Source organism: Ruminococcus sp. AM42-11, assembly GCF_003480145.1.
GTDB lineage: Bacteria > Bacillota > Clostridia > Lachnospirales > Lachnospiraceae > Blautia_A > Blautia_A faecis.
On record NZ_QUIO01000001.1, the window covers coordinates 250032 to 271350 of the forward strand.

A 21319-nucleotide genomic window follows, 5' to 3' on the forward strand; every position below is an offset into this window, starting at 1 on the left:
ATTCTGCAGCTACGCTGCTCTCACAATCCTTCATATCTATCTATTATTAAAATTTACAAGAAACTCCTCCAGCCGCTCCATTCTTTCTTCCGGTGCTGCCGGCGGGAAAAGCTCATGCATTTCATTGACTGTATTACCCAGATACTGCAATGGAACATCCCATTTTTCTTCATCCATAAACGCTTTAATCTCTGCATTTTTCAAAAGCTCACGACAGGTAGAATCCAGACTGAATTCTTTTTTCATGGACTTTGTCAGCTTATACTGTATCTCATACGTACCTGGCTCCAGAATGCAGATTCCATCCTTCACATTTGCAGTTACAAGATTATCCTTATCCTCAAAAATCTCTTTTGGCGCATATGGCAGTATTAGTTCTGCCTGTCCACCAAACGGAACCTCCGCAGTAATCTGGATCTCGTCATCAGATAGCAGTTTCCATCCACACTTATAAGTACCGCAGGAGGAATCATAGGAAGCGTTCATGAAACCAAGCTCCGGATTTGGTGTAGGTGCCATAGAAATTTTTCTAAGCCCAGGCATGTTGTCCACAGTATTAATTCCTGCACCATGACGAAACATCCACTCTACAATGGAGCCATAGGAATAATGATTCATGCTGTTCATGCCGATTCCAGAAATAGTTCCATCCGGAAGAAGACTGTTCCAACGCTCCCAGACGGTAGTCGCCCCAAGCTTCACTTCGTACAGCCAGCCTGGGTATTCTTCGTTGAGAAGTAAGCCATATGCGATATCCTCCATACCATTGTCGGACAGAATATTACACATTAAAGGAGTTCCCACAAAACCAGTTTTCAGCTTTCCATTATTTTTCTCATAAAGCTTGCGAAGCTGATTTTTCACCAGTTCTTCATTGCCAGAAAGATTATACTTCAACGTCAGCAGAAGGGCTGTCTGCGTCTTGATACAGCATCGTCCAGTCGGACTGTAATACTCTTTTTTCACAATTTCAAACTGCTCCTCGGACAGCTTCTGGTATTCTTCCTGCTCTGCTTTTTTACCAATCACACCTGCTGCTTTTGCCACAAGTCCTGCGCTGACTGCATAGTACAGATTGGCAATAAATTCCTCGTCTGTTCCTCCCATAACTGTCTCTGGTCCCGGATTGGGATTATCCAGTGCCAGCCAGTCTCCATAGTGGAAAACATAACGCCAGCCATGATTGTCTCCATCAACCTTCCGTACATAATCCACCCAGCTTTTCATGCTCTCAAACTGGTCTTCCAGAATTGCCTTATCACCATAGAAAAGATACAAATTCCACGGCATAATGCAGGCTGCATCTCCCCATACGCAGGCTGTGCTGTCCACACCAGGAGACGGAATTACATCTGCAACTTTTCCCCCTCTGTGAGACTGTTCTTTTCCCATATCGTACAGATATTTTGCATAGAATGCATAGGTATCCTCCAGATAAGTTGCCGTTGGGGAAAATACCTGTGCATCACCGGTCCATCCCAGACGTTCGTCACGCTGCGGACAGTCTGTAGGTACATCGATAAAGTTGCTTTTCAGTCCCCAACGGGCATTTTCCACCAGTCTGTTTACCAAAGGATTACCTGTTTCCAGCTGTCCTGCCTCTTTCATTTCACTGTACAGCGCAATGCCTGTGAAGTCTTCTTTTTTCAGGTCATGAACCCCCTCCACCTTCACATAACGATATCCGAAATAAGTAAAATGAGGCATCAGAATGTGTTCTTTTCCGTCTGAAATATAGATGTATTCTGACTTTGCACTGCGGAGATTATCGTTATAAAAGTTGTCATTCTGCAGGACTTCTCCCGTCTGAATATGTATTTTCGTTCCTTTTGGTTCCTGTACACGGAGGGTAAAAATCCCGGCAAATTCCTGTCCCAGATCAAACACTTCTTCCCCGGCAGGTGTATGAAGCAATTTCACCGGTTTAAAGGTTTCGTGCATCCTTACTGGAAGACTCATCCGGTCAGATAATGTGCCTTCCGGTGCATCACAGAATACTGCCAGCTCCTCTGGTATTGTCTCCAGCGTGTCATCCTGGTGCTCTCCATCGTACAGATTGGAGAATGTAATATTGCTTCTCTTCACCGTCCAGCTGTCATCTGTACCAATTATCTCACTGGTTCCATCTTTGTAGAACAACTGAAGCTCAGCGATCAACTTCCACTCTTTTCCCCAGTAACCATTCTTACCTTCTTCTGAAAAACCGAAGCGACCTTTGTACCAGCCGTTTCCAAGAATAATGGAAATCTTGTTGCCTGAAGTAATTCCAGCTGCTTCTCCAATCAGATTCGTCACATCATAGGTCTGGTACTGCACCCACTGGGTATAGTCATTGCTGTAAGGCGTCAGATACTCATCCCCGATTCTTTTTCCATTGTAATAAGATTCGTAAAGCCCAAGACCACAGATGTATAATCTGGCTTTTTCTACTTCTTTTTTCAAACAGATTTCTTTCTCAAATATAGGGTGACGTGCTTCTTTATTGTTGCAGGTAATCCATTTTCCAGTCCATGGCTGCTCTCTTTTTCCTGTTTCAAACCACTGTACCGCCCCAGTTGCTTCCTCAGTTATCATATCGCCAGCCTCGTTTTTCACGCTGGCATTGCTTCTTACGGAAACGTTCCAATAATAACGTGTTGTCGGCTTTAGTTCCACTTCTACACTGCTTGCAAGACTGTCCAATTCTTTAGACCAACCGGTATCATTCAGGATCTGTGTCATTTTCTCATCTGCAGCCACCTGGATTCTTGCTTCTGTCTGCTGTTTTCCGATGGCATTCTTTACTTTCCAGGAAAAAACAGTCCGGGTCATTCGAAAACCAAGGGGATTGGTGAGATGGTTTACTTTACAATCGTATATCTGCATGTCGTACCTCCATTTACAAATTCATTAATAATATCTTTATATACGCATCTCATTCATATCTGTTCTTCTGAGACCTTCGTAATAATTCTATCATCTGCTTGCTTTTCTCAATATTACAATAATCTTTATTTTCATATAATTTTCTTCTTTTTCTACATCAAATTTACTTTTCAAGCTGGTATCCTGGTCCTATCTTACTCTGCCAAGAGAATAAAATTTCCTATCTTTTCCATCAATCCACGCGTCTTTCATAATGCGGAAGCTGCTGCGCTGACGAATATCTGCTGAAGAAGAACCAACCAGCACATCAATGTCTCCTGCTTCGATCTTCCACTGCATGTTTTCATCCAGAAATGCTACCTGGGATGGGGCTACTTCAAATTCTACTTGTTTTTTCTCTCCAGCAGCCAGATAGACTCTTGCAAATCCGGCAAGCTCCATAACGGGTCTGGTCTTGCTTGCATAACGATCCTTCAAATAAAGCTGGACTACTTCTGTACCTGCGCAGCTGCCAGTATTTTTGATTTCCATGGTCAGATAAACTTTTTCCGTTGGAAGTACTTCCGTTATTTCTCCGGTCAAACATCTCTTCTTGTCAAGCTGCAGTTTCCCATATTCAAAGGTCGTATAAGAAAGACCATGTCCAAAATAATACCTTGGCGTATGAGGCAGATCCACATAGTCCTTAAATCCAATACTTTCTCCCTGATGCCATGCCGAGCCATTCATATGGTTGTAATAGATTGGAAGCTGTCCAGTGTGATAAGCAACCGTTACCGGAAGCTTTCCACTTGGGTTGTATGCTCCAGTCAACACATCTGCAATTGCCTGTGCACCCATTTCAGACGGATTCCAAGCCTCTACAATTACATTCAGATGCTTATCTGCTACGTCACTGGAAATCGGACGTCCATTAAAATGAACACCTACCATTGGTTTTCCCAGCTTGGCCGCCTCTTCAATAAATGCATCCTGACACTCTGGAAGATTGATATTGGCACCGTCCACGCCTTCTCCCATAGAAGCAACAGAGCAGGAACCATGCTTTCCGCCAAGAGTAAGGATAATCAGATCTGCACGTTTTGCCACTTCCAATGCCTCCGCGAAATGAGAAGTGTCGTTTCCAGCAATGGGATAACCATATGCATAGTTGATTTCCACATCTGGCATAGCATACCGTAAGCCTTCCACCATATTTTTACAATCTGGTTTCTGCAAACGCAGAATTGCATCAAATTCCTCCGTTTCATCACTCTGGATCTGAGTTCCGGGAACACGCTTGTAACCCACTGCCAAATCCTTTTCCTTTATATTTGCGCTATCATCACTTTCGCATTCGACTACAGAACAGTCTACATTCCCATTATTTTTCACATCCACACCAGCCAGAGAATTTGCAACTGCATGTACAGCTTCTTCCATGCTAAGATGTGTATAGCCACCGAAGAAACTTCTGGCATTTGCTCCATGACAACCAATTACGGCAATTTTCTTTACATCTTTTTTAATCGGAAGCACCCCATCATTTTTCATCAGGATCATGGACTCCCGGGCACTTTGCAGCAATAATTCCTTATCACTTTCCTTGTAAAATGCCTGTTTCAGTTCTTCTCCGCTAAGCGCATATGGATGCTCGAACAGTCCCATTCTGAACTTTGCACAAAGTACACGATAAACCGAAGCATCCAAAGCTTTCATGTCTGCCTTTCCGCTCTGGAACCAGGATTTCAACTCCTCATTGTACCCGCAACAGGAAGGCATCTCCACATCCAGACCAGCCTCCAGGCAATGTTTTCCAGCTTCTGTCACACTTTCATACATATACTGTGCCACATGTACGTTAGAAATAGCACTATAATCAGCAGCCACTACACCATCAAATCCCATCTTATCCCGCAGAAGACCTGTCAGAAGCTTCTTTGAGGCAGAAAGCGGTTCTCCGTTTACATTGCAGTAGCAAGGCATAACTCCCCGAAGCTGTGATTCACTGATTGCTGCCTGGAATGGTTTCCCATAAACCTCCTCCAGAGTTCTATCTGTTACCTCGCTGGTAGCTCCATGAATAGCCGCCTGTGAAGCGTGAAAACCAAGAAAATGTTTTGCAACAGATTCTGCCTTACGTCCGCCGCTTTTCACTGCGTTCTGTACACCTTTCGTGTAAGCAGCTCCCATTGCGGCAGCCAGTGTAGAGTCCTCTCCATAAGTTTCTCCCTGACGGCCAAGCCGGGAATCCCTGGAAATATCCAATACTGGTGCCAGTACCTGGGTAATTCCCACTGCCGTTTCCTGTCTTGCCACAATATCACTTAGCTTTTCTTCCAGTTCCGGGTCGAAAGAGGAACCTCTTCCGATTCCAGATGGAAGACTTGCCGCATCCTGGATAAATGCACCACATAAGCCTTCCATATGAAAAACTGCCGGAATGTGATGTGGTGACTGCTCCATGATCTTTTTCTGGATTTTTTCCTGCCATTTTGCTACTTCTTCCAAACTTGTTATCTGACGTACTTCCAGAGTAGAAACTTGTCCAATTCCATAAGCCGCCGCTTTTTCAATGTCTTCATGCTCTGCAAAAAAACAATTGACCTGTCCCATTTTTTCTTCCAGACTCAGCTTACCAAGAAGATCCTGTGCACGCTCCTCTGAGGTTAAGGTTGTATCTAAGTATTTTTCCATCTATATCATCCTCCATGTAACCTAATACGTATCTTGTATACATTCGTTACTTATCAACCACCATAATATTTCTCTTTTAACCGATAAGACATGTTCATCTGTCTCTATACGGTTGCATACTTCCTTATATTAATTCAAACTGCGCCAGATCTACTTCCCCTACTCCTTCATATTTCAGATAGAGTGGATATGTTCCCTTTTCAAGTAATAATTCACAGCTTACCGTTATCCAATTTTTTTCCGTGTTTTCACTAATTTCAACAGGTATTATTCCACAAGAAAAATCCTCAAGACTCTGTCCTACCAGAATTTTTCCCGCCACATTTTGAGATCTTGCTCTTATAGTAAGTGTAAGTTTTTTCGTATCTTTGAAATCAAAATACTTATATCCCACAATATTCTTATCCTGAATATTCGCAATATACTGAACAGGAAACTCTTTTTCCTGTTTTGCTTCTTCAGATTCCGGCTCGATGTCATAGCAATCCTGCGTCAGAAATGGATAATCCATTTTCATTAACCTCGGATGTGAAGTACACATCGGTTTGCTTCCAGTCAGATGACAACAAATACGTGCAGGATAAACTCCCTTTCCTTCCAGGGGACCATCATTTAGACCGCAAGACGTTACTTCTGCCTGATCAATGCTTCCGTCTTCTTTTATATAAATTTTTTCCGCACAGCCCTGACGGCTGAAATTCGTTCTTGCGGTCTGTCGATGATAAAATATGTACCATTGCCCTTTTACACACACCATTCCTCCATGAGTGTTTCCAAGCGGATTTATTGCTTCTCCCTCCTCTTTTCCCCGAAGTGTCAAGTCCCCAATATCCACCAAAGTTCCACCATAACGATATCCTTCATCCGGTTTTTCGCTTACTGCGTAACAAAGTTCAGAGCTTTTTACCGAAGAATAAACCAGATAATATAAACCATTGTTTTTTCGAATAGAACTCGCCTCGAAAAATTCATGACCTTCGTAGCCGGTACCTGCACTTTCTGTAATGCTTGGAAGCAGCTTCTTCGGTTCTTCCTTTAAGGTAACCATATCTGGCATAAGCTTCATTACCTGAGACGCCTGTGTCCCATTTTCATACTCCGGTGCTATCGGCGCATTGCCTGAATACAGATAAATTTCATTTCCCTCTACATAAATTCCAGGATCGAATTGAATCAGATCTCCTTTTTTCTGTCCCAAAGGAATTCCATCTGCATGTTTTACCAATCCCAGATATTCGTATTTTCCAGCAGGTGTATCACAGACAGCAACACCAATTTCAGGCAAAAAATCCAAACCATAATATAAGTAATAACGCCCATCTGGTCCTTGTATCACATCTGGCGCAAACTGAGCATGAATTCCACGTGGGTTCAGGTCTTCCTCTTTTTCCGGTTTGATTCCGAAAAGAAGTTGCTGCTCTGGTGCGTCTTCTGGAATATTCTGGTTTCGCGGATCTGCAGTTTTCGGATAAATTACACCCTCATATCTCCATTCTGCCAGATTATTCAGATCAGCTGAATAACATACATAATCGTTCAAACAAAAGCCAGCTGAGCCAAACCTGTCATGACTGCCATATATATATAAACGATCTTCAAATATTCGTGGTTCACCATCTGGAATATATTCATAAGATGGAAGGTATGGATTAAATGCTTGTTTTTTACTCATTTTATTGCGCTCCTATTCAATTTTTAGTCGTAACTGTTCAGTATCTTCACAGTTACAAATGCAATTTGCTATATGGTTACTTTTAATCCTATGTTTAGTTTTATACTATTCCCCATTTGTTTCAGTAAAATTGCACTTAAAGATAATTCTTTATCTTTTCCAATGTTATCATAATATAGAAATCCAAAATCGCACATTCACAAATTCGCCATTTTATATATAAAATCGTCCTATTGCCAAAAAAACTATTCAATAAGATTTTTATGCATCCGGAAATTTCTTCATTACATAAAAATGCCGGAAGAAACAGGAACCTGTAAAAATCCCTGCTTTCTCCCGGCAAATCATTATGCCTTGGAATCGCCTTAAAATCTCATTTTCAAGGCACCGGTGAATATTCAATTACTTATACGAATCAGCCCTTTACGCCACCCACAACAATACCTTTCACAAAGTATTTCTGCAGGAATGGATAGATTACCATAACTGGAAGTACTGCAATTACTGCAATTCCCATACGGATACCTACAGTCGGCATTTTAATCTTTGCAGCGTCAGCTCCCAGCATACTTGCACTTCTGGAAAGGAATTCTACATTCTGGATCATATTATTCAAAATCATCTGGATCGTATTCAAACTATTATCATTCACATAATACATACCATTCATCCAGTCGTTCCAGTAATTCAGCCCCACCATCAGAACCAGTGTAACCAGCATCGGTTTTGATAATGGCAGGATTACCTTTGACAGAATTTTCATTTCACTGGCACCATCCAGCTTCGCAGCCTCAATCAGGGAATCCGGAATGCTGGTTGTGAAAAATGAACGCATCATAATGACATAAAATGCATTCATCATCAATGATGGAACAATCAGTGCCCAGATTGTATTTTTGATATGAAAAGTGTTCGCATACATCATATATGTAGGAACAAGACCACCATTAAACAACATCGTAAAGAACAAAATAAATGATAAAGCATTACGATATGGAAGATCTTTTCTTGACAGCGGATATGCAAATAATACTGTCATTGCAATGTTACAAGTTGTACCAATAACAGTAACAAAAACTGTCATAAAGTATCCACGGAAAATCGTATTTGCACTTCTGAAAATATAGCGGTATGTTTCCAGGCTAAACTTTTCCGGGAAAAAACTATACCCGTTTCGGATCAGTGTCTGCTCATCTGTGAAAGAGGCCATCACCATTAAAAGGAAAGGAAGCACACAGCACAATACCAACCCGATCATAAATAAATGCATTAATGTCTGCTGCAGTTTATCATGTTCAACCATCTTTTATCGCCTCCTTTAGAATAATGCGTTGTCTTTGTCAACTTTATTTACAACCAGATTTGCAGTAAGTACAAGGATAAATCCACAGATTGACTGGAAGAATCCAGCAGCTGCAGAACGACCTACATCGTTAAGAAGCATAAGTCCCTTGTATACATACACATCAATTGTTGTTGCTACATCATATAGTAATCCCGAATTCTGCGGTACCTGATAGAACAGACCGAAGTCAGAATAAAATACTCTTCCTACCGCCAGCAGAGTCAGGGTGATAATTGTCGGTTTCAGTCCTGGCAGTGTAACATGCCAGATTCTCTGCCATCTGGAAGCACCGTCTACTACTGCTGCCTCATACAAAGAAGAATCAATACCAATTACAGTTGCATAATAAATAATACTGTTATAGCCGAAGCTCTTCCATAAATTGACGATTACAAAAATAACCGGCCAGTATTTCGCCGTCATATACCAGTTAATATGACTTCCAAAAGTCTTATTTATAAAACCACTGTCTGTACTTAAGAAAGCAAAGACAATGTAACTTACAACTACCATGGAAATCAGGTACGGAATCAGAATAAATACCTGATAGATTTTTTTCGGAACCTTTGCACGGATTTCGTTCAAAATGATTGCCACTACAATAGCAAAAACAGTTCCTGTCACGATAAATACAAAATTATAGCCAAGAGTGTTTCGAATCATTAAAGCCGCATCTCTTGTGCTGAACAGATACTTAAAGTTGCTTAGTCCTGCCCAGTCGCTTCCCCAGATACCATCTTTGTAGTTATATTTCTTAAAAGCAACTACCAGACCAGCCATTGGAATATAGTTATTCACGATCAGATAGATCATTCCAGGCAGCATCATTGCGTATAATTCCCAATGTCTGAACACATTTTTCCAGCTGCCATGCTTTTTTGTCTTTTTTAATTTTGCTTCTGCTGTCATGGTTTCTCCTTTCTGACAAAAAATGCAGGCGGCGGGGGCTTCCCCTGCCACCTGCGAATTACAGTTTACTGTATTTTCTCCAAAGCATCAGCTTCTGCTTTTTTGCTTTATTTATTTGCCAGGTATTCATCCAGTGCAGTCTGGGTTTCAGCAAGCACATCATAAAAACCAATAGATTCCAGCTCGGACTTGATCTGCGGAAGTACGTCGTCAAGAGCAACGCTTCCAGTCATAAGAGCGTTTTCATATTTATCTTCAAGGTTAGAATATGCAGTTAAGAAGTCGGCTTTATCACTTGTATCATAGAAGAATCCAAATGCAGGAGATACCTCTACGCCTGCATCCCAGTCCTCAACAGTCTGTTTTGCATCTTCATAAAGTGCTGTTTCCTTCACTGGAAGAATCAGGAAGTCCGCATAAGTAGCAGTTGCTGAGAATCCACCATATGGCTCAGTCTCTGCTGTCATTCCTTCCGGATACTCAGCACGGTCTTTGTCATTTAATACATAGTGCTCGCCTTCAATACCATAAGCAAGAAGAGTTGCAAATTCCGGATCTGTATACATTGCTCCAAGAAGGGTAAATGCTTCTTCCGGATGCGCACTGTTTGCACTGATACCATACTGAAGGTTACCAATGTCCGTTGAGATTGCACGTGCAGGTGCGATCACAGATGTCTCTACGGTATTTGGATAAAGTGCATCAAGAGGATCAACATCTCCATTATGAAGGGTACAGAATGCTGAGCCTGCGGTTACCATGGAGCTACCTTCCATTGTATTGCTCAGTGCATCTGGCATTACAAGTCCATCATTGTACCATTTATTTGTGTATTTACAGAAATCTGCAAAGCCCTGTGTTTCAAATAAGCTCTTAAGTTCTGTAGTTCCCCAGTCTGCATATGCATAATTGGTAAGACCGATTCCTTTATCACAGATAGCGGTCCACGCCCATGTCATTTCGGCCATACTCTGTGGAACGATCGTATAAATATCCGAATATTTCTCATGTACCTGATATAATACTTCTTCCAGTTCATCCATTGTAGTAATGGATTTTGCATCAATTCCCATTTCGTCACAGATATCTTTGTTCAAAACAGCGGTCTCATGTCCACCATACTGATATTTACGAACTAAACCATACATTCTTCCGTTCATACTGGATGCCGTAATCTCCGCATCTGTGAATGTATTTTTTAAATCATCAGATGCATTCTCAAAATAATCTGTGATATCAAGAAGCTGTCCATTTGATACATAGGTAGAAAGCTGTCCGTCACCTGTAAAATAACAGGTAACATCAACTTCATCGGTCGTCATGGCAAGGTTAATTGCCTGCTCGAAGTTTCCGATTTCCACATATTCCAGATCAACCTGAATACCATATTTCTCGCCCATGTATTCATTGATCTTGTCCTGTACCTCTGCAACTGCTTCATCTGAATAGGTTGCCAGTGTAGGAATCCACAGGGAAAGTGTTGTCATGTCATCTGCGGATACCATTGCCGGTGTGAACATTCCGGTCATCATTGCAGCAGTTAATGCTCCTGCTAAAAACTTTTTCTTCATATTGTTCTCCTTTCGTTCATGTGCGCCCATTTATAGCATATTCAAAAAAACATTTCTGAAATTCCCACGTTCTAGCCGATTCTTTCTTATCTGCATTGGCGCTTTGTTTTTTGATAGGTCTAGTTTACCGTTAACAAAGGGAAAAAAATAGTCATTTTCCGACCCGGAATATCAGTTTTCTGACTTTACAATTTTATTTTGTATTCATTTTCCGATATTCTGTAGGTGTGGTTCCCATTACCTTACGGAACATCTGGGAAAAATTGGTGAAGTTTTCGTATCCCACCTTGGACGCGATCAAGGTTACCGGCATCGTGGTATTCGCAAGCAGTTTTCCAGCGTAATCCATTTTTATTTTTAACAAATGTTCTTTAAATCCCATTCCAGTCTCTTTGCGGAACATTCTGGAGAAATAGTCTTCATTTAAAAACACATATTTCGCTGCTTCTCTCCTGCTTATCATCCGATCCATATTTTCTTCCAGATACCGGATTACTTCTCGGATACGTTCCTGAACCGTATAGTTTTCTTCTTCCCGTCCTTCCCTTTTTACCAGTGTTTTTTCATAGTTATGTAAACATTTATCAATTGCTTCCGTCAGTTCTTCATCTGAATGAAAGCTCTGAAGCATGTTCTCATAACTAAACTGCTCAGAGAAAAATGCTTCCTGCTCTACTTTCTTCTCGTAACACGCCACAGAACATGCCTCTAGAAAAGCGTGGATCATCTGCTGCCGGTAGCGGATTGTGAGATAACCGTCCTGCCCTGCCAGATGAAGCAGATTCACTGCCTGGTTCCTTAACAGTGCATAATCTCCGCGAATCAGCCATTTCCCCCACCTGCCGCTGTCAGGTTTCCGTTCCTCCGGACACTCTGCCTGCTCGGTAAGGGCATCGTAGCGTTCACTTTTTTGCATATAATAGTTGCGCTGTGCCAGATTCTCAATACATCTTCCAATGGTCTCCTCTATTTCCGAAATACTTGCCGGCTGGACAATATAGTCGAACGCACCACCTCGGATTGCTTCTTTTGCATAGGCAAAATCAGCATGGGAAGTAAGAAAAATGCAATATACGTATGGATACTTCTCAACCTGCCATTTCTGCAGGGCAATTCCATCTTCCCCTGGCATTTCAATGTCTGTCAGCATAATATCCACGTGCTGTTCCTGCAGGATTTCCTTTGCAGCAAGAGCACTATTCGCAGTATATACCTTATCTACATGAAGTTTTTCCCAATCCACCAGTTTCTTCGTCGCTTCCAGAATTTTCTCCTGATCATCTACAATCAATACTGTCATTCCTGCACCTCTATCTTTTCCGGCAAAACAAGTTCACTTACCGCTCCGTCATGGTTTTCGAAGTACCAGCTTGCCTTATCTCCATAAAAAATTCGCAGACGGCTCTGTAAATTAATAACCCCGATTCCCAAGCCTTCTTTTTCCTCTGGTTTGTACTCATTGATTACATCCAGAAGTTTCTTTGGATACCCGGGTCCGTTGTCTTTCACCGTGATATCCAGATAATTGCCATCTTCTGTTTTCCGGTATTTCACACTTAACCAAATACGAAGCTGTCTTCCAGTCATATCACGGGCATATTTTACTGAATTTTCAATAAACGTCTGTAAAGTAAGGATTGGAACTTCTTTTTCCATAACTGCTTCATCAGCTTGTATTTCACAGGTAAGCGGTTTACTTGTCATCAGCTTTTGTAGATCTACATAGTTTCTTACAAAATCTAATTCTTCCTGGATTGTCACAAAACCTTTTTCCTGCTGGAGGAGATAACGTAAATGTACAGATAACCGCTGAAGGAAAATTTCGGCATTGTCATATTCCTTTAATGCCAGCATATAATAGGCGTTTTTCAGACAGTTTGTGTAAAAATGGGGTGTGAGCTGAAGCTGCAGATACTGTCTGTGTATTTTTGCCTTTTCCAGTTCTTCCTCGTAAAACCGGATCTTGTACTGTTCAATTTCTGCGAGAAGGGTTTTTACAGACTGACGTACATCTTCTATTTCGGAAATACGGTTCGGGGCTGAGAAATCCACTTCCCATTCACCAGTTTTGATGCTTTGAAGCGCATTGCTCATATCTTCCAGCGGTCTCGATAATTCATAGTAAACGAATTTTTCAATCCGCACAGCTGCAATCACAAAGAGAACGATCAGCAGCATAAATACAATATGAAATCCATTTATATAAAGCCATATACTTTCCGGCAATACTACTGCGACTGCCAGATCTGCAGAATTCAGCTGATGAAGGTATATGACTTTTCCGTCTATGTGGTTTTCACCAGGCTGTAATTTTGCGATCTGAATGCTGTCCAGAACTTCTGTTTCTAAATTTTTTCCATTTTCTGAGACTTCTGTTCCAGCATTAGATTCTGTCACATTTCCAGCAGCATCTACAGTGCAATAAAACTTGCCATCCTCTATCACACCGTACACTGCATTTTTTTCTATCTTGTCCGGCAGCCCCTGACTCAGATTTATAGCCCCGCCGATCGCAGATGCAGCTTTTCTCATATAAAGCCCCAGCCAGCATTCTTCATCTGCTCTCAATATTTCTGTCATATAATTATCCGATCTGGATGTAAGAATACTTTTGCCAGCTTTTTTTACCTGCTCCACAGCAGCAAAAGACATACTATTATTTATGGCATACTGCACCCGCTCAAAAGCATCATAATACAGGAAAAGTCCACCAATGTTCTTGTTACCGTTTACCTGGATATGCATCACATTCAACAGATTATAAATACAATTCCACCGTTCAGCCACCGACGGATAAGTATCAATCACGTTAAAAGAATTATTCTGGGCATAAATTTCCCCTGTTATGCTCCTGAGCTGTGCCAGATTGGTTTCTAACGTGTTTGCATATGCGGCCATATCCGCGCTTCGTTTTTCATTATTTTTCTTTTGATAAGAATTAATGGAACTAAGCAGAAACGCCATGAGAAGCAGTGCCACTGTAATGATAAACAGCCAGGATGCTCCCACGATCTGACGTTTCAGACTGAACATTTTGTTTTTCATTTTTAAATTCTCCCAGCCTCCAGCCGGAGTATCGCTGCCAGAATCCTTCTGGAACAGATTCGCAAATCTTCTGACGTAATTTCACCATTCTGCGCGGATTGATATAATGCTTCAATATCTGATTTTGCACCAGGCATGATCAGATCATTTCCAGCGCGGATGCAGCCGCTGCATGTGGAGGCTTTATATTTTCTTTTTTCATTATCACCTGAAGAAGTAGTTCCCCAGTCTGTCATAACCATGCCATCAAATCCCCACTCATCTCTGAGAATGGAGGTCAAAAGTTCGTAGTCGTTTGCAGTATGGACACCATTGATAAGATTGTAGGAGGTCATGACAGCAACCGGATGAGCTGATCTTACAGCGATTTCAAATCCCTTCAGATAAATCTCTCTCAAAGCACGTTCGGAAATATGAACGTTTGTTGCATACCGGTTGTCTTCCTGGTTGTTGCATGCAAAATGCTTCAAGGTTACACCTGCACAGTGGAATTTCTGGATGGCTCCGGTTACGGTTGCTGCGCATTCACCGGTAATCAGCGGATCTTCTGAATAGTATTCAAAATTTTGGCCGCAAAGAGGATTTCTGTGAATATTCATGGATGGAGCAAGCCAGAGTTCTACATGAAAGCGCTGCATTTCCTGCCCTTCAATTTCCCCGCATTTGCGCCAGCAGTCCCGATCCCAGGTCTGGGCAAGCATTGTTGCTATAGGAAGTCCTGTCGTATACTGCTCATAAACATTATGATTTACTCTGTCTTTAATATAATCCTCACCGATGATCCTGTCCACATTCCGAACGGAAATCACACCTTCTGTCAACAGACTTCCCTCTTTGTCCACCTCGAACTGTGGAAGAACACGAAGTCCGCTGCCGCCATCAGACATATGCATATTGGGAATTCCACGGCTTTCCACCAGCATTCTGGTGCTGTCGCAGGTTCCTGGTGCCATAGGAATGACAGCTTCTGTTTTTGTATTTGTGCTTCCATAGGTCACAAAGGTAGCTTCCTCTTCTCCTGCATTTCCCACACAGAGATAGCACATTTCTTCGATCGTAAGAGAGTTTACAAAATCATCCAGACTCAGATGGCCAGCGACCACATCCTGGAATTGTAGAAGTTTTCCCATGTTTGAATGTCCATTCTCTTTCGTTTCAGAAGTTTTCTTTATTTTTTTCGCAGACATTTCCGGTAGTTTCTCATCTCCCCTGCAAAGATTCCGACACTGCTCACATATGATTTCTTTTTCCACCTGGAAGCTACCGGCGACCTCCGTATTTCTGGATGAATTACCCACGCGGATCACATACTCTCCTGCTTCCATAACCCATGCAGCCTTTTTTTCATTATAAGATGCAAGACTTTTAAGTTCAATTTCTATCTGGACTTTTTGTGCTTCCCCAGGCTGCAACAACCGCGTTTTCTGAAACCCTTTCAGTTCCTGGTATGGCTTTTTTAGTTCTCCTTGCGGCGCAGAAATGTAAACCTGGACCGTCTCCCTGCCAGCATATGTATCCCCGATATTCTTCACATTTACATGAATGACAAGTTTTCCGTTTTCTTTGGAAATTACTTTTGTCTCAACTGCAAAATCCGTGTAGGACATACCATAGCCAAATGGATATGCTGGCTGGATTCCAAAGGAATCAAAATAGCGGTAACCCACATAAATTCCTTCTGTATAATATTCATCATCCAGATTTCCATTCATGGCTCCGTAATTACCAGCATTTGGATAGTCTTCGTATTTTTCGGCCCAGGTATCTGTAAATTTTCCTTCTGGTGTCACTTTACCTGTCATAATGTCTGCTACCGCAAGTCCTGTTACACCAGCTGCCTGCCCTACAAAAACCAGGGCGCTTAGATTGGGAAGCTGACGAATATAAGCTGTATCAATCTGGCTTCCCATATTCAGAAGAACCACTAATTTCTGAAAATTCTCTGACAATATTTTCAGATTTTCTTTTTCTTCCTTTGAAAGATAATAGTCTCCTTCTTTCAGCCGCCTATCAGCACCTTCTCCAGAAGTTCGTGACACAACAAATACTGCTGTATCTGCTTCTTTGGACTTTTTCAGATCTTCTTCCGTAATAATCGGCTGGGCGCATAAGGTCAAAGGATTTCCATACATCTCCATCACTGCGCGAATCAGCGATTCACTCATATATTTCCGAATTTCACTATAATAGTTGTCCTCCTGCTCCTGAACCAATTTTGCATATTGATCCAGGTAAGCTGTTGAAGTTATAACAATTCCTGACCGCTTCAGACCTTCCATAATAGAAATTTCCTCACGGCTTGTGAAGCTTGCCGCACCAAGCCCACTGAATTCTGTGTTCTTTGCACCAGAACCATAAAGTGCAATCTTTGTTCCTTGCTTCAGCGGAAGTACGCCATCATTTTCCATCAGCACCATTCCCCGCGCAGCCACTTCACGTACAACCTGAGTGTGTTCCAGTTCCTCACTGGTAATTGTTCCAGGTTTTAAGCCATAGTATTTGTTCATAAATATTTCCCCATTTCAATCATTTTTTATAATACACCAGAAATTTCCCTCTATAAGAAATCAATTCGATTGCCTTTCCTTTCTTCGCAATAATTACAGAACCATCTGACGGATCCCAGATTTCTGCCTGTTCTTTTCCTGGAAAATCCCAGATTAATTTTACATCTTTTTCCGAATTATTGACTACAAAATAGATTATTTTATTATCTTTTATGAATTTGGCGCGCAAAATCATAGGATTTTCTTCCGTGTATTTCTTGTCTTCGACAGTTCCATTCCTTATAGTATCCAGCTTCAGTTCTTCTTCCTGTGAGTCCAGTTCAGCAAGAATTTCTTCTTCATTCATAGCTTTGAATAATTCAGTTTCCGTGCATTTCGGTCCACGGATGGATTCCTCACGGAAATTGTACCATTCGAAACGGATTCTTTCACCAACCCGATTTGCCGGAAGCTTATCTGCAAACATCACATTTACGCCATGTTTTTTCAAGATTTCCAGGGCTTCCCAGGTGTCTGGCCAGATTTCATCCATTGCTGGAAGAATGATATTTTTTACCTCAATGCCCGAAATTTGCGGAATTCTATTCTGGTTCGCTACAATATTTACAGCTTTCTCTTTTTTATTCTTAGTATCGTTTTCCAATTCAACTGTCGTATCTGCCTCCAGACTTTTTGCTGCATTCACAAGATCTTCTCTGTCTGCAAACAAATAATCATGACCAGCTTCGTAAATTTTCCTTGTTATGGACAATAGCGATCTGTCTGTATCGCATTCCGCCGATTCCTGAGCGCAATGCTGTGGTCTGGTCTTCGCCTGTGCATCTTCGATTGCATAATATACAAAAGTACCGCAGTCATTCTGCACTCCGTCCAGCATATAACCGATACGTCCAACGTAATTATTTACCCATTTAGCCTGATCACAGCTCATATAGCCTTTATAATCCTTCAACACTTTCGGTGCGTAGGAAGCAAAATCTGAAGAAAAATAGGAATTAATGCATCTGCAGCCGCCAAGATAAAGCAGATTTAAGATTCCGGTTGCATAACGTACTGGTTCTTTTTCAAAATAGGGAATATCAATAAATGGGCAGAGCTCAGTCATAATTCCATTTGTTCCTTTTTTCCTGGAAGCCATCTGGGCAAAACGAGTCGTATTATAATGATAGATTTTCGGATAAGCAGCCAAAACATCAACGCCTGCATAGTCTGTTGCTTTTAACACTTCCAGATAGGAGCCGTAATATAATACATGGAAGCGCAGTGATTCCTCTGCCAGATAGTGACCAGAAAAACGGGTTCCATGTTCGTGACACCACTGGGAAATCTGCGTTACGTATGCCTTTGCCACAAGTTTCCCGATCAGATCATAAAAATGCACTCTTGTTGTATAAGAGCTTTCACGGCCTTCAAAAATCTGTGGTAAATAAGGAAGCAGTGAATATCCGTATTCTTTTTCAAAATCTTCAAACAATCCTTCTTTCCAGGGTGCCAGTGCATAAGGCCATACTTCATCCCCCTGAATGTAAGCTGCCATTAGACTGGGTTCATCTGTGAAAACAGCTTCTGCATTTTGATAAGCAGACCGGGATGTCTTTGCGATTGGTTCATAGCATACATCCAGAAATCTACGCACTGCTTTTTCTTCCATAATATTGATATAACGACTTCTGGAACACACATTATGCGTCAGATGTGTTCCTTCGTATGCTGACTTTACGCTGAAAATGAAAAAAGCCTCATTTTCTTTCAGGTCACATTCGCAGAATGTATCTGTAAATGGCACAGGCTTCATTTTCTCATATTCAATAATGCTGGCATTCATAACAGAATGATCTACCGGATATTTTGCTGCCCAGATGATTTTATCTGATTCATCATCCAGATGGAATTCGGAATGTTTGGTTTTCACTGCAAGACGACGGATCATATAGAAGCCTTTTGCCTCTAATTCTGGATAATCTTCCAGAGCAAGTCCGCCTGCATAACCGGACGGATAACCTTTCTCATCATAGATCCAATAAGCCAGATTCCTGTCCTGAAGTTTTTTCAAAGTCCGATTGAACTTTTTCAGGTTTTCCGGGTTAGATGTATAACCATTTTCTTGACTGGGATTAGTTGCCACACCACCATAACCAAACTCACGCACTGCATCCATCAGTACTTCTTCCTGTTCTGGCCATCCGTGAACAATGGTTTTCATCCTGTATTTTTTATCCGGGGTTGTAAATGCTTCTCGATTCATGTTTTTCCTCCTTTAAAACAGCTCAGTCTTTCATAGATCATTTGACACAATCTTTAAAACTGTAGCATCACCTAGATCCGAACATCCGTAAAACTTCTGATCCAGGCTTTACGTTTATCTTCTACTATCCTTCTCTTACCATAAATTATTTGTGTTGAAAATACGATATCGTTTTCCTACTTAAATTGTTGATAATCTGACTTTTTCGAAAAAAATACAGCTGAAGTGCCATCTCAACACTTCAGCTGTATTTTTCAACATTCATAAACTCTTTATACAGTTTAATTTTGCTTTATCTCATATTCCTGCATCAGTTTTTCGCGATATCCCTGGTTATCCAGTGTAAGCTATAACTCTGCAATTTTATTACTATCCAGCAACAACCTTACAATTTCCTTATTTCTCCACCATATAATCCTTAATCACATCATGATCTCTCAGTACCTTCTCGACTAAAGTCCCCTTAATTGCTTTCAGCAGAGGTTTTTTCACCAGGTTCAGCGGGCCAGGAAGCTCGACTTCAAGTGGGGATCTGCCATCCATAAGTTTTACACTGGCATCGAGGAGTTCTCGCACGTCGTAAACGCTGCCCCATACTTCTGGAACGCCACGGTCTACACCCATAAGTCCGTATACTGCTTCCATTGCGGTACGAACAGAATATTCTGTGGTGAATATAGTGTCTCTTGGAGTCTCAGCGAACTGGCCAAGGAATGCGAAGTTCACGCAGCCATCCGGGATAACATCCGGTCTGTCGCCTTTGGCTCTTGGCATGAAGAATGCAGTGATGTAAGGCATCATGGTCGGTACGCAGACTGCGCTGTTTTCAGCCAGATCCTCGATCTGATCCGTCGGTACGCCCATATGGTACAGCCACTCTTCCGTGATTTCTTTACCGGTACACTCTTTCATCGGTTTCTTTACATAATCACCAGGTACATCTGTGAAGAGACCATATACCCAGACGCAAACCTTATCTTTGTCCTGATCCTTGAACTGACCCTGACGGTTGATGGTCCAACTTAACAGCCAACTGGAATCCTGGCAGCTTACGATACCGCCGGTAACAACCTTGCCGCTCTTCGGATCTCGCTTGCAGATGTCGGTAATATAAGGAATGATCTTGTCATCCAGTGTGGTAACAGTTGCAGATTCCCAGTTAGTCTTCGCGATATCAGAACAGAATTTCTCCGGATGTCCGAAAGACGGATCCTGTTTTGCAATATTTTTCCAAAGGCTCCAGCAGCCGCTTGTACGAACCTCAGCATCTCCGTTTGGAGCGTGGTTCTGGTCACCGTAGATAGTTCCCTCTGTACAGCTTCCGTTGGTAACAAATACATAGTCGTTCTCAGTAAGAAGGATTCCCTTCTCAACACCCTTTACCTTGCACTCAATAGCAGTTGCCACTTTTTTACCATCGTGAATATCGAAGATTACATTGGTAACCTCTGTGTTGAACTGGAAGTCAACACCTGCATCCTCCAGATATTTCTTCATTGGAAGGATCAGGGACTCATACTGATTGTATTTGGTGAATTTCAGAGCACTGAAATCCGGAAGTCCGCCGATATGATGGATAAAACGCTGGATGTAAAGCTTCATCTCCAGTGCGCTGTGCCAGTTTTCGAATGCAAACATAGTTCTCCAGTATAACCAGAATGTGGAATTCAGAACCTCATCATCAAATACATCCTCGATGGTCTTGTCATAAAGATCCTCATCCTTTGTAAAGAACAGCTTCATGATTTCCATGCAGCCCTTCTGGCTCAGGTTAAATTTGCCATCTGTGTGAGCGTCTTTGCCCTGCTTTACAGTAGCACGGCAAAGAGAATAGTTCGGATCATGTTTGTTCAGCCAGTAGTACTCATCCAGTACAGAGGCGCCTGGTTTTTCCAGAGATGGAATGCTGTGGAAAAGATCCCAGAGACATTCGAAGTGGTTCTCCATCTCACGGCCGCCTCGCATTACGTATCCTCTCATCGGATCAAAAATACCATCGCATGCACCGCCTGCAATGTCCATCGCTTCCAGGATGTGAATGTGGTCGCCAGGCATCTGCGCGTCTCTTACCAGGAAGCAGGCTGCTGCCAGTGAAGCAAGTCCGCTTCCTACCAGATATGCATGCTTGTCATCTACACCTTCCGGTTTCTCCGGGCGGGCAAATGCTTCGTAGTTACCGTTTGTATAATAAATACCTTTGCTGTTTTTCTCGTTTTTACCACGCTCTGTATTGCGGTAATTCGGGTCTACGTGTGCTTCTGTAATCTGTTTCTCCTCACGGCTTTTATTTGCCAGGACTGCTGCTCCTGCACCTGCTGCGGCAAGTGCTGCCATACCTAATACGGAATGTTTCTTCTTTGACATAAAAATTACCACCTTTCTGAAATTTGCCGTTGCATTATTTCCGGCTATCTGTGTTTATTCTTGTTTTAACTTTACGAATCAGCTTCTAAGCTCTCTCAGGTTTGTTTCCTGACCTTCAGA

Annotated in this window: 11 protein-coding genes; all 11 read right to left on the reverse strand. The window is 41.9% G+C overall.

Annotation, left to right across the window (positions count from 1 at the left end):
* Positions 1-36 precede the first annotated feature (36 nt).
* Entirely contained in the window at positions 37-2865 is a 2829-nt protein-coding gene (locus tag DW904_RS01090; RefSeq protein WP_118577713.1) for an alpha-L-rhamnosidase, read from the reverse strand.
* Between the two features lie 189 nt (positions 2866-3054).
* Complete coding sequence (locus DW904_RS01095; protein WP_118577714.1) at positions 3055-5541, reverse strand: glycoside hydrolase family 3 N-terminal domain-containing protein; 2487 nt, start codon at positions 5539-5541, stop codon at positions 3055-3057.
* Between the two features lie 124 nt (positions 5542-5665).
* The gene (locus DW904_RS01100) at positions 5666-7213 is read right to left on the reverse strand and encodes a family 43 glycosylhydrolase (RefSeq protein ID WP_118577715.1); all 1548 of its coding nucleotides are present in this window, start codon (positions 7211-7213) and stop codon (positions 5666-5668) included.
* Between the two features lie 415 nt (positions 7214-7628).
* Positions 7629-8516, reverse strand: coding sequence for a carbohydrate ABC transporter permease (locus tag DW904_RS01105; RefSeq protein ID WP_118577716.1), 888 nt, complete (start codon positions 8514-8516; stop codon positions 7629-7631).
* Positions 8517-8531: 15 nt separating this feature from the next.
* A complete protein-coding gene (locus DW904_RS01110; RefSeq protein ID WP_243110243.1) occupies positions 8532-9467 on the reverse strand; it encodes an ABC transporter permease subunit in 936 nt (311 codons plus the stop codon).
* 107 nt (positions 9468-9574) lie between these two features.
* Positions 9575-11038, reverse strand: a complete 1464-nt coding sequence (locus DW904_RS01115; RefSeq protein ID WP_202187647.1) for an extracellular solute-binding protein — start codon at positions 11036-11038, stop codon at positions 9575-9577.
* A 193-nt stretch (positions 11039-11231) separates the two neighbouring features.
* The gene (locus tag DW904_RS01120; protein WP_118577718.1) at positions 11232-12338 is read right to left on the reverse strand and encodes a response regulator; all 1107 of its coding nucleotides are present in this window, start codon (positions 12336-12338) and stop codon (positions 11232-11234) included.
* A complete protein-coding gene (locus DW904_RS01125; RefSeq protein ID WP_118577719.1) occupies positions 12335-14083 on the reverse strand; it encodes a histidine kinase in 1749 nt (582 codons plus the stop codon). Before DW904_RS01125 ends, DW904_RS01120 begins: the two co-directional genes overlap by 4 nt.
* Positions 14084-14085: 2 nt before the next feature.
* Complete coding sequence (locus DW904_RS01130) at positions 14086-16590, reverse strand: glycoside hydrolase family 3 N-terminal domain-containing protein (RefSeq protein ID WP_118577720.1); 2505 nt, start codon at positions 16588-16590, stop codon at positions 14086-14088.
* 19 nt (positions 16591-16609) lie between these two features.
* Complete coding sequence (locus tag DW904_RS01135) at positions 16610-18835, reverse strand: hypothetical protein (protein WP_118577721.1); 2226 nt, start codon at positions 18833-18835, stop codon at positions 16610-16612.
* Positions 18836-19231: 396 nt separating this feature from the next.
* The gene (locus tag DW904_RS01140; protein WP_118577722.1) at positions 19232-21199 is read right to left on the reverse strand and encodes an oleate hydratase; all 1968 of its coding nucleotides are present in this window, start codon (positions 21197-21199) and stop codon (positions 19232-19234) included.
* Between the last annotated feature and the right edge of the window lie 120 nt (positions 21200-21319).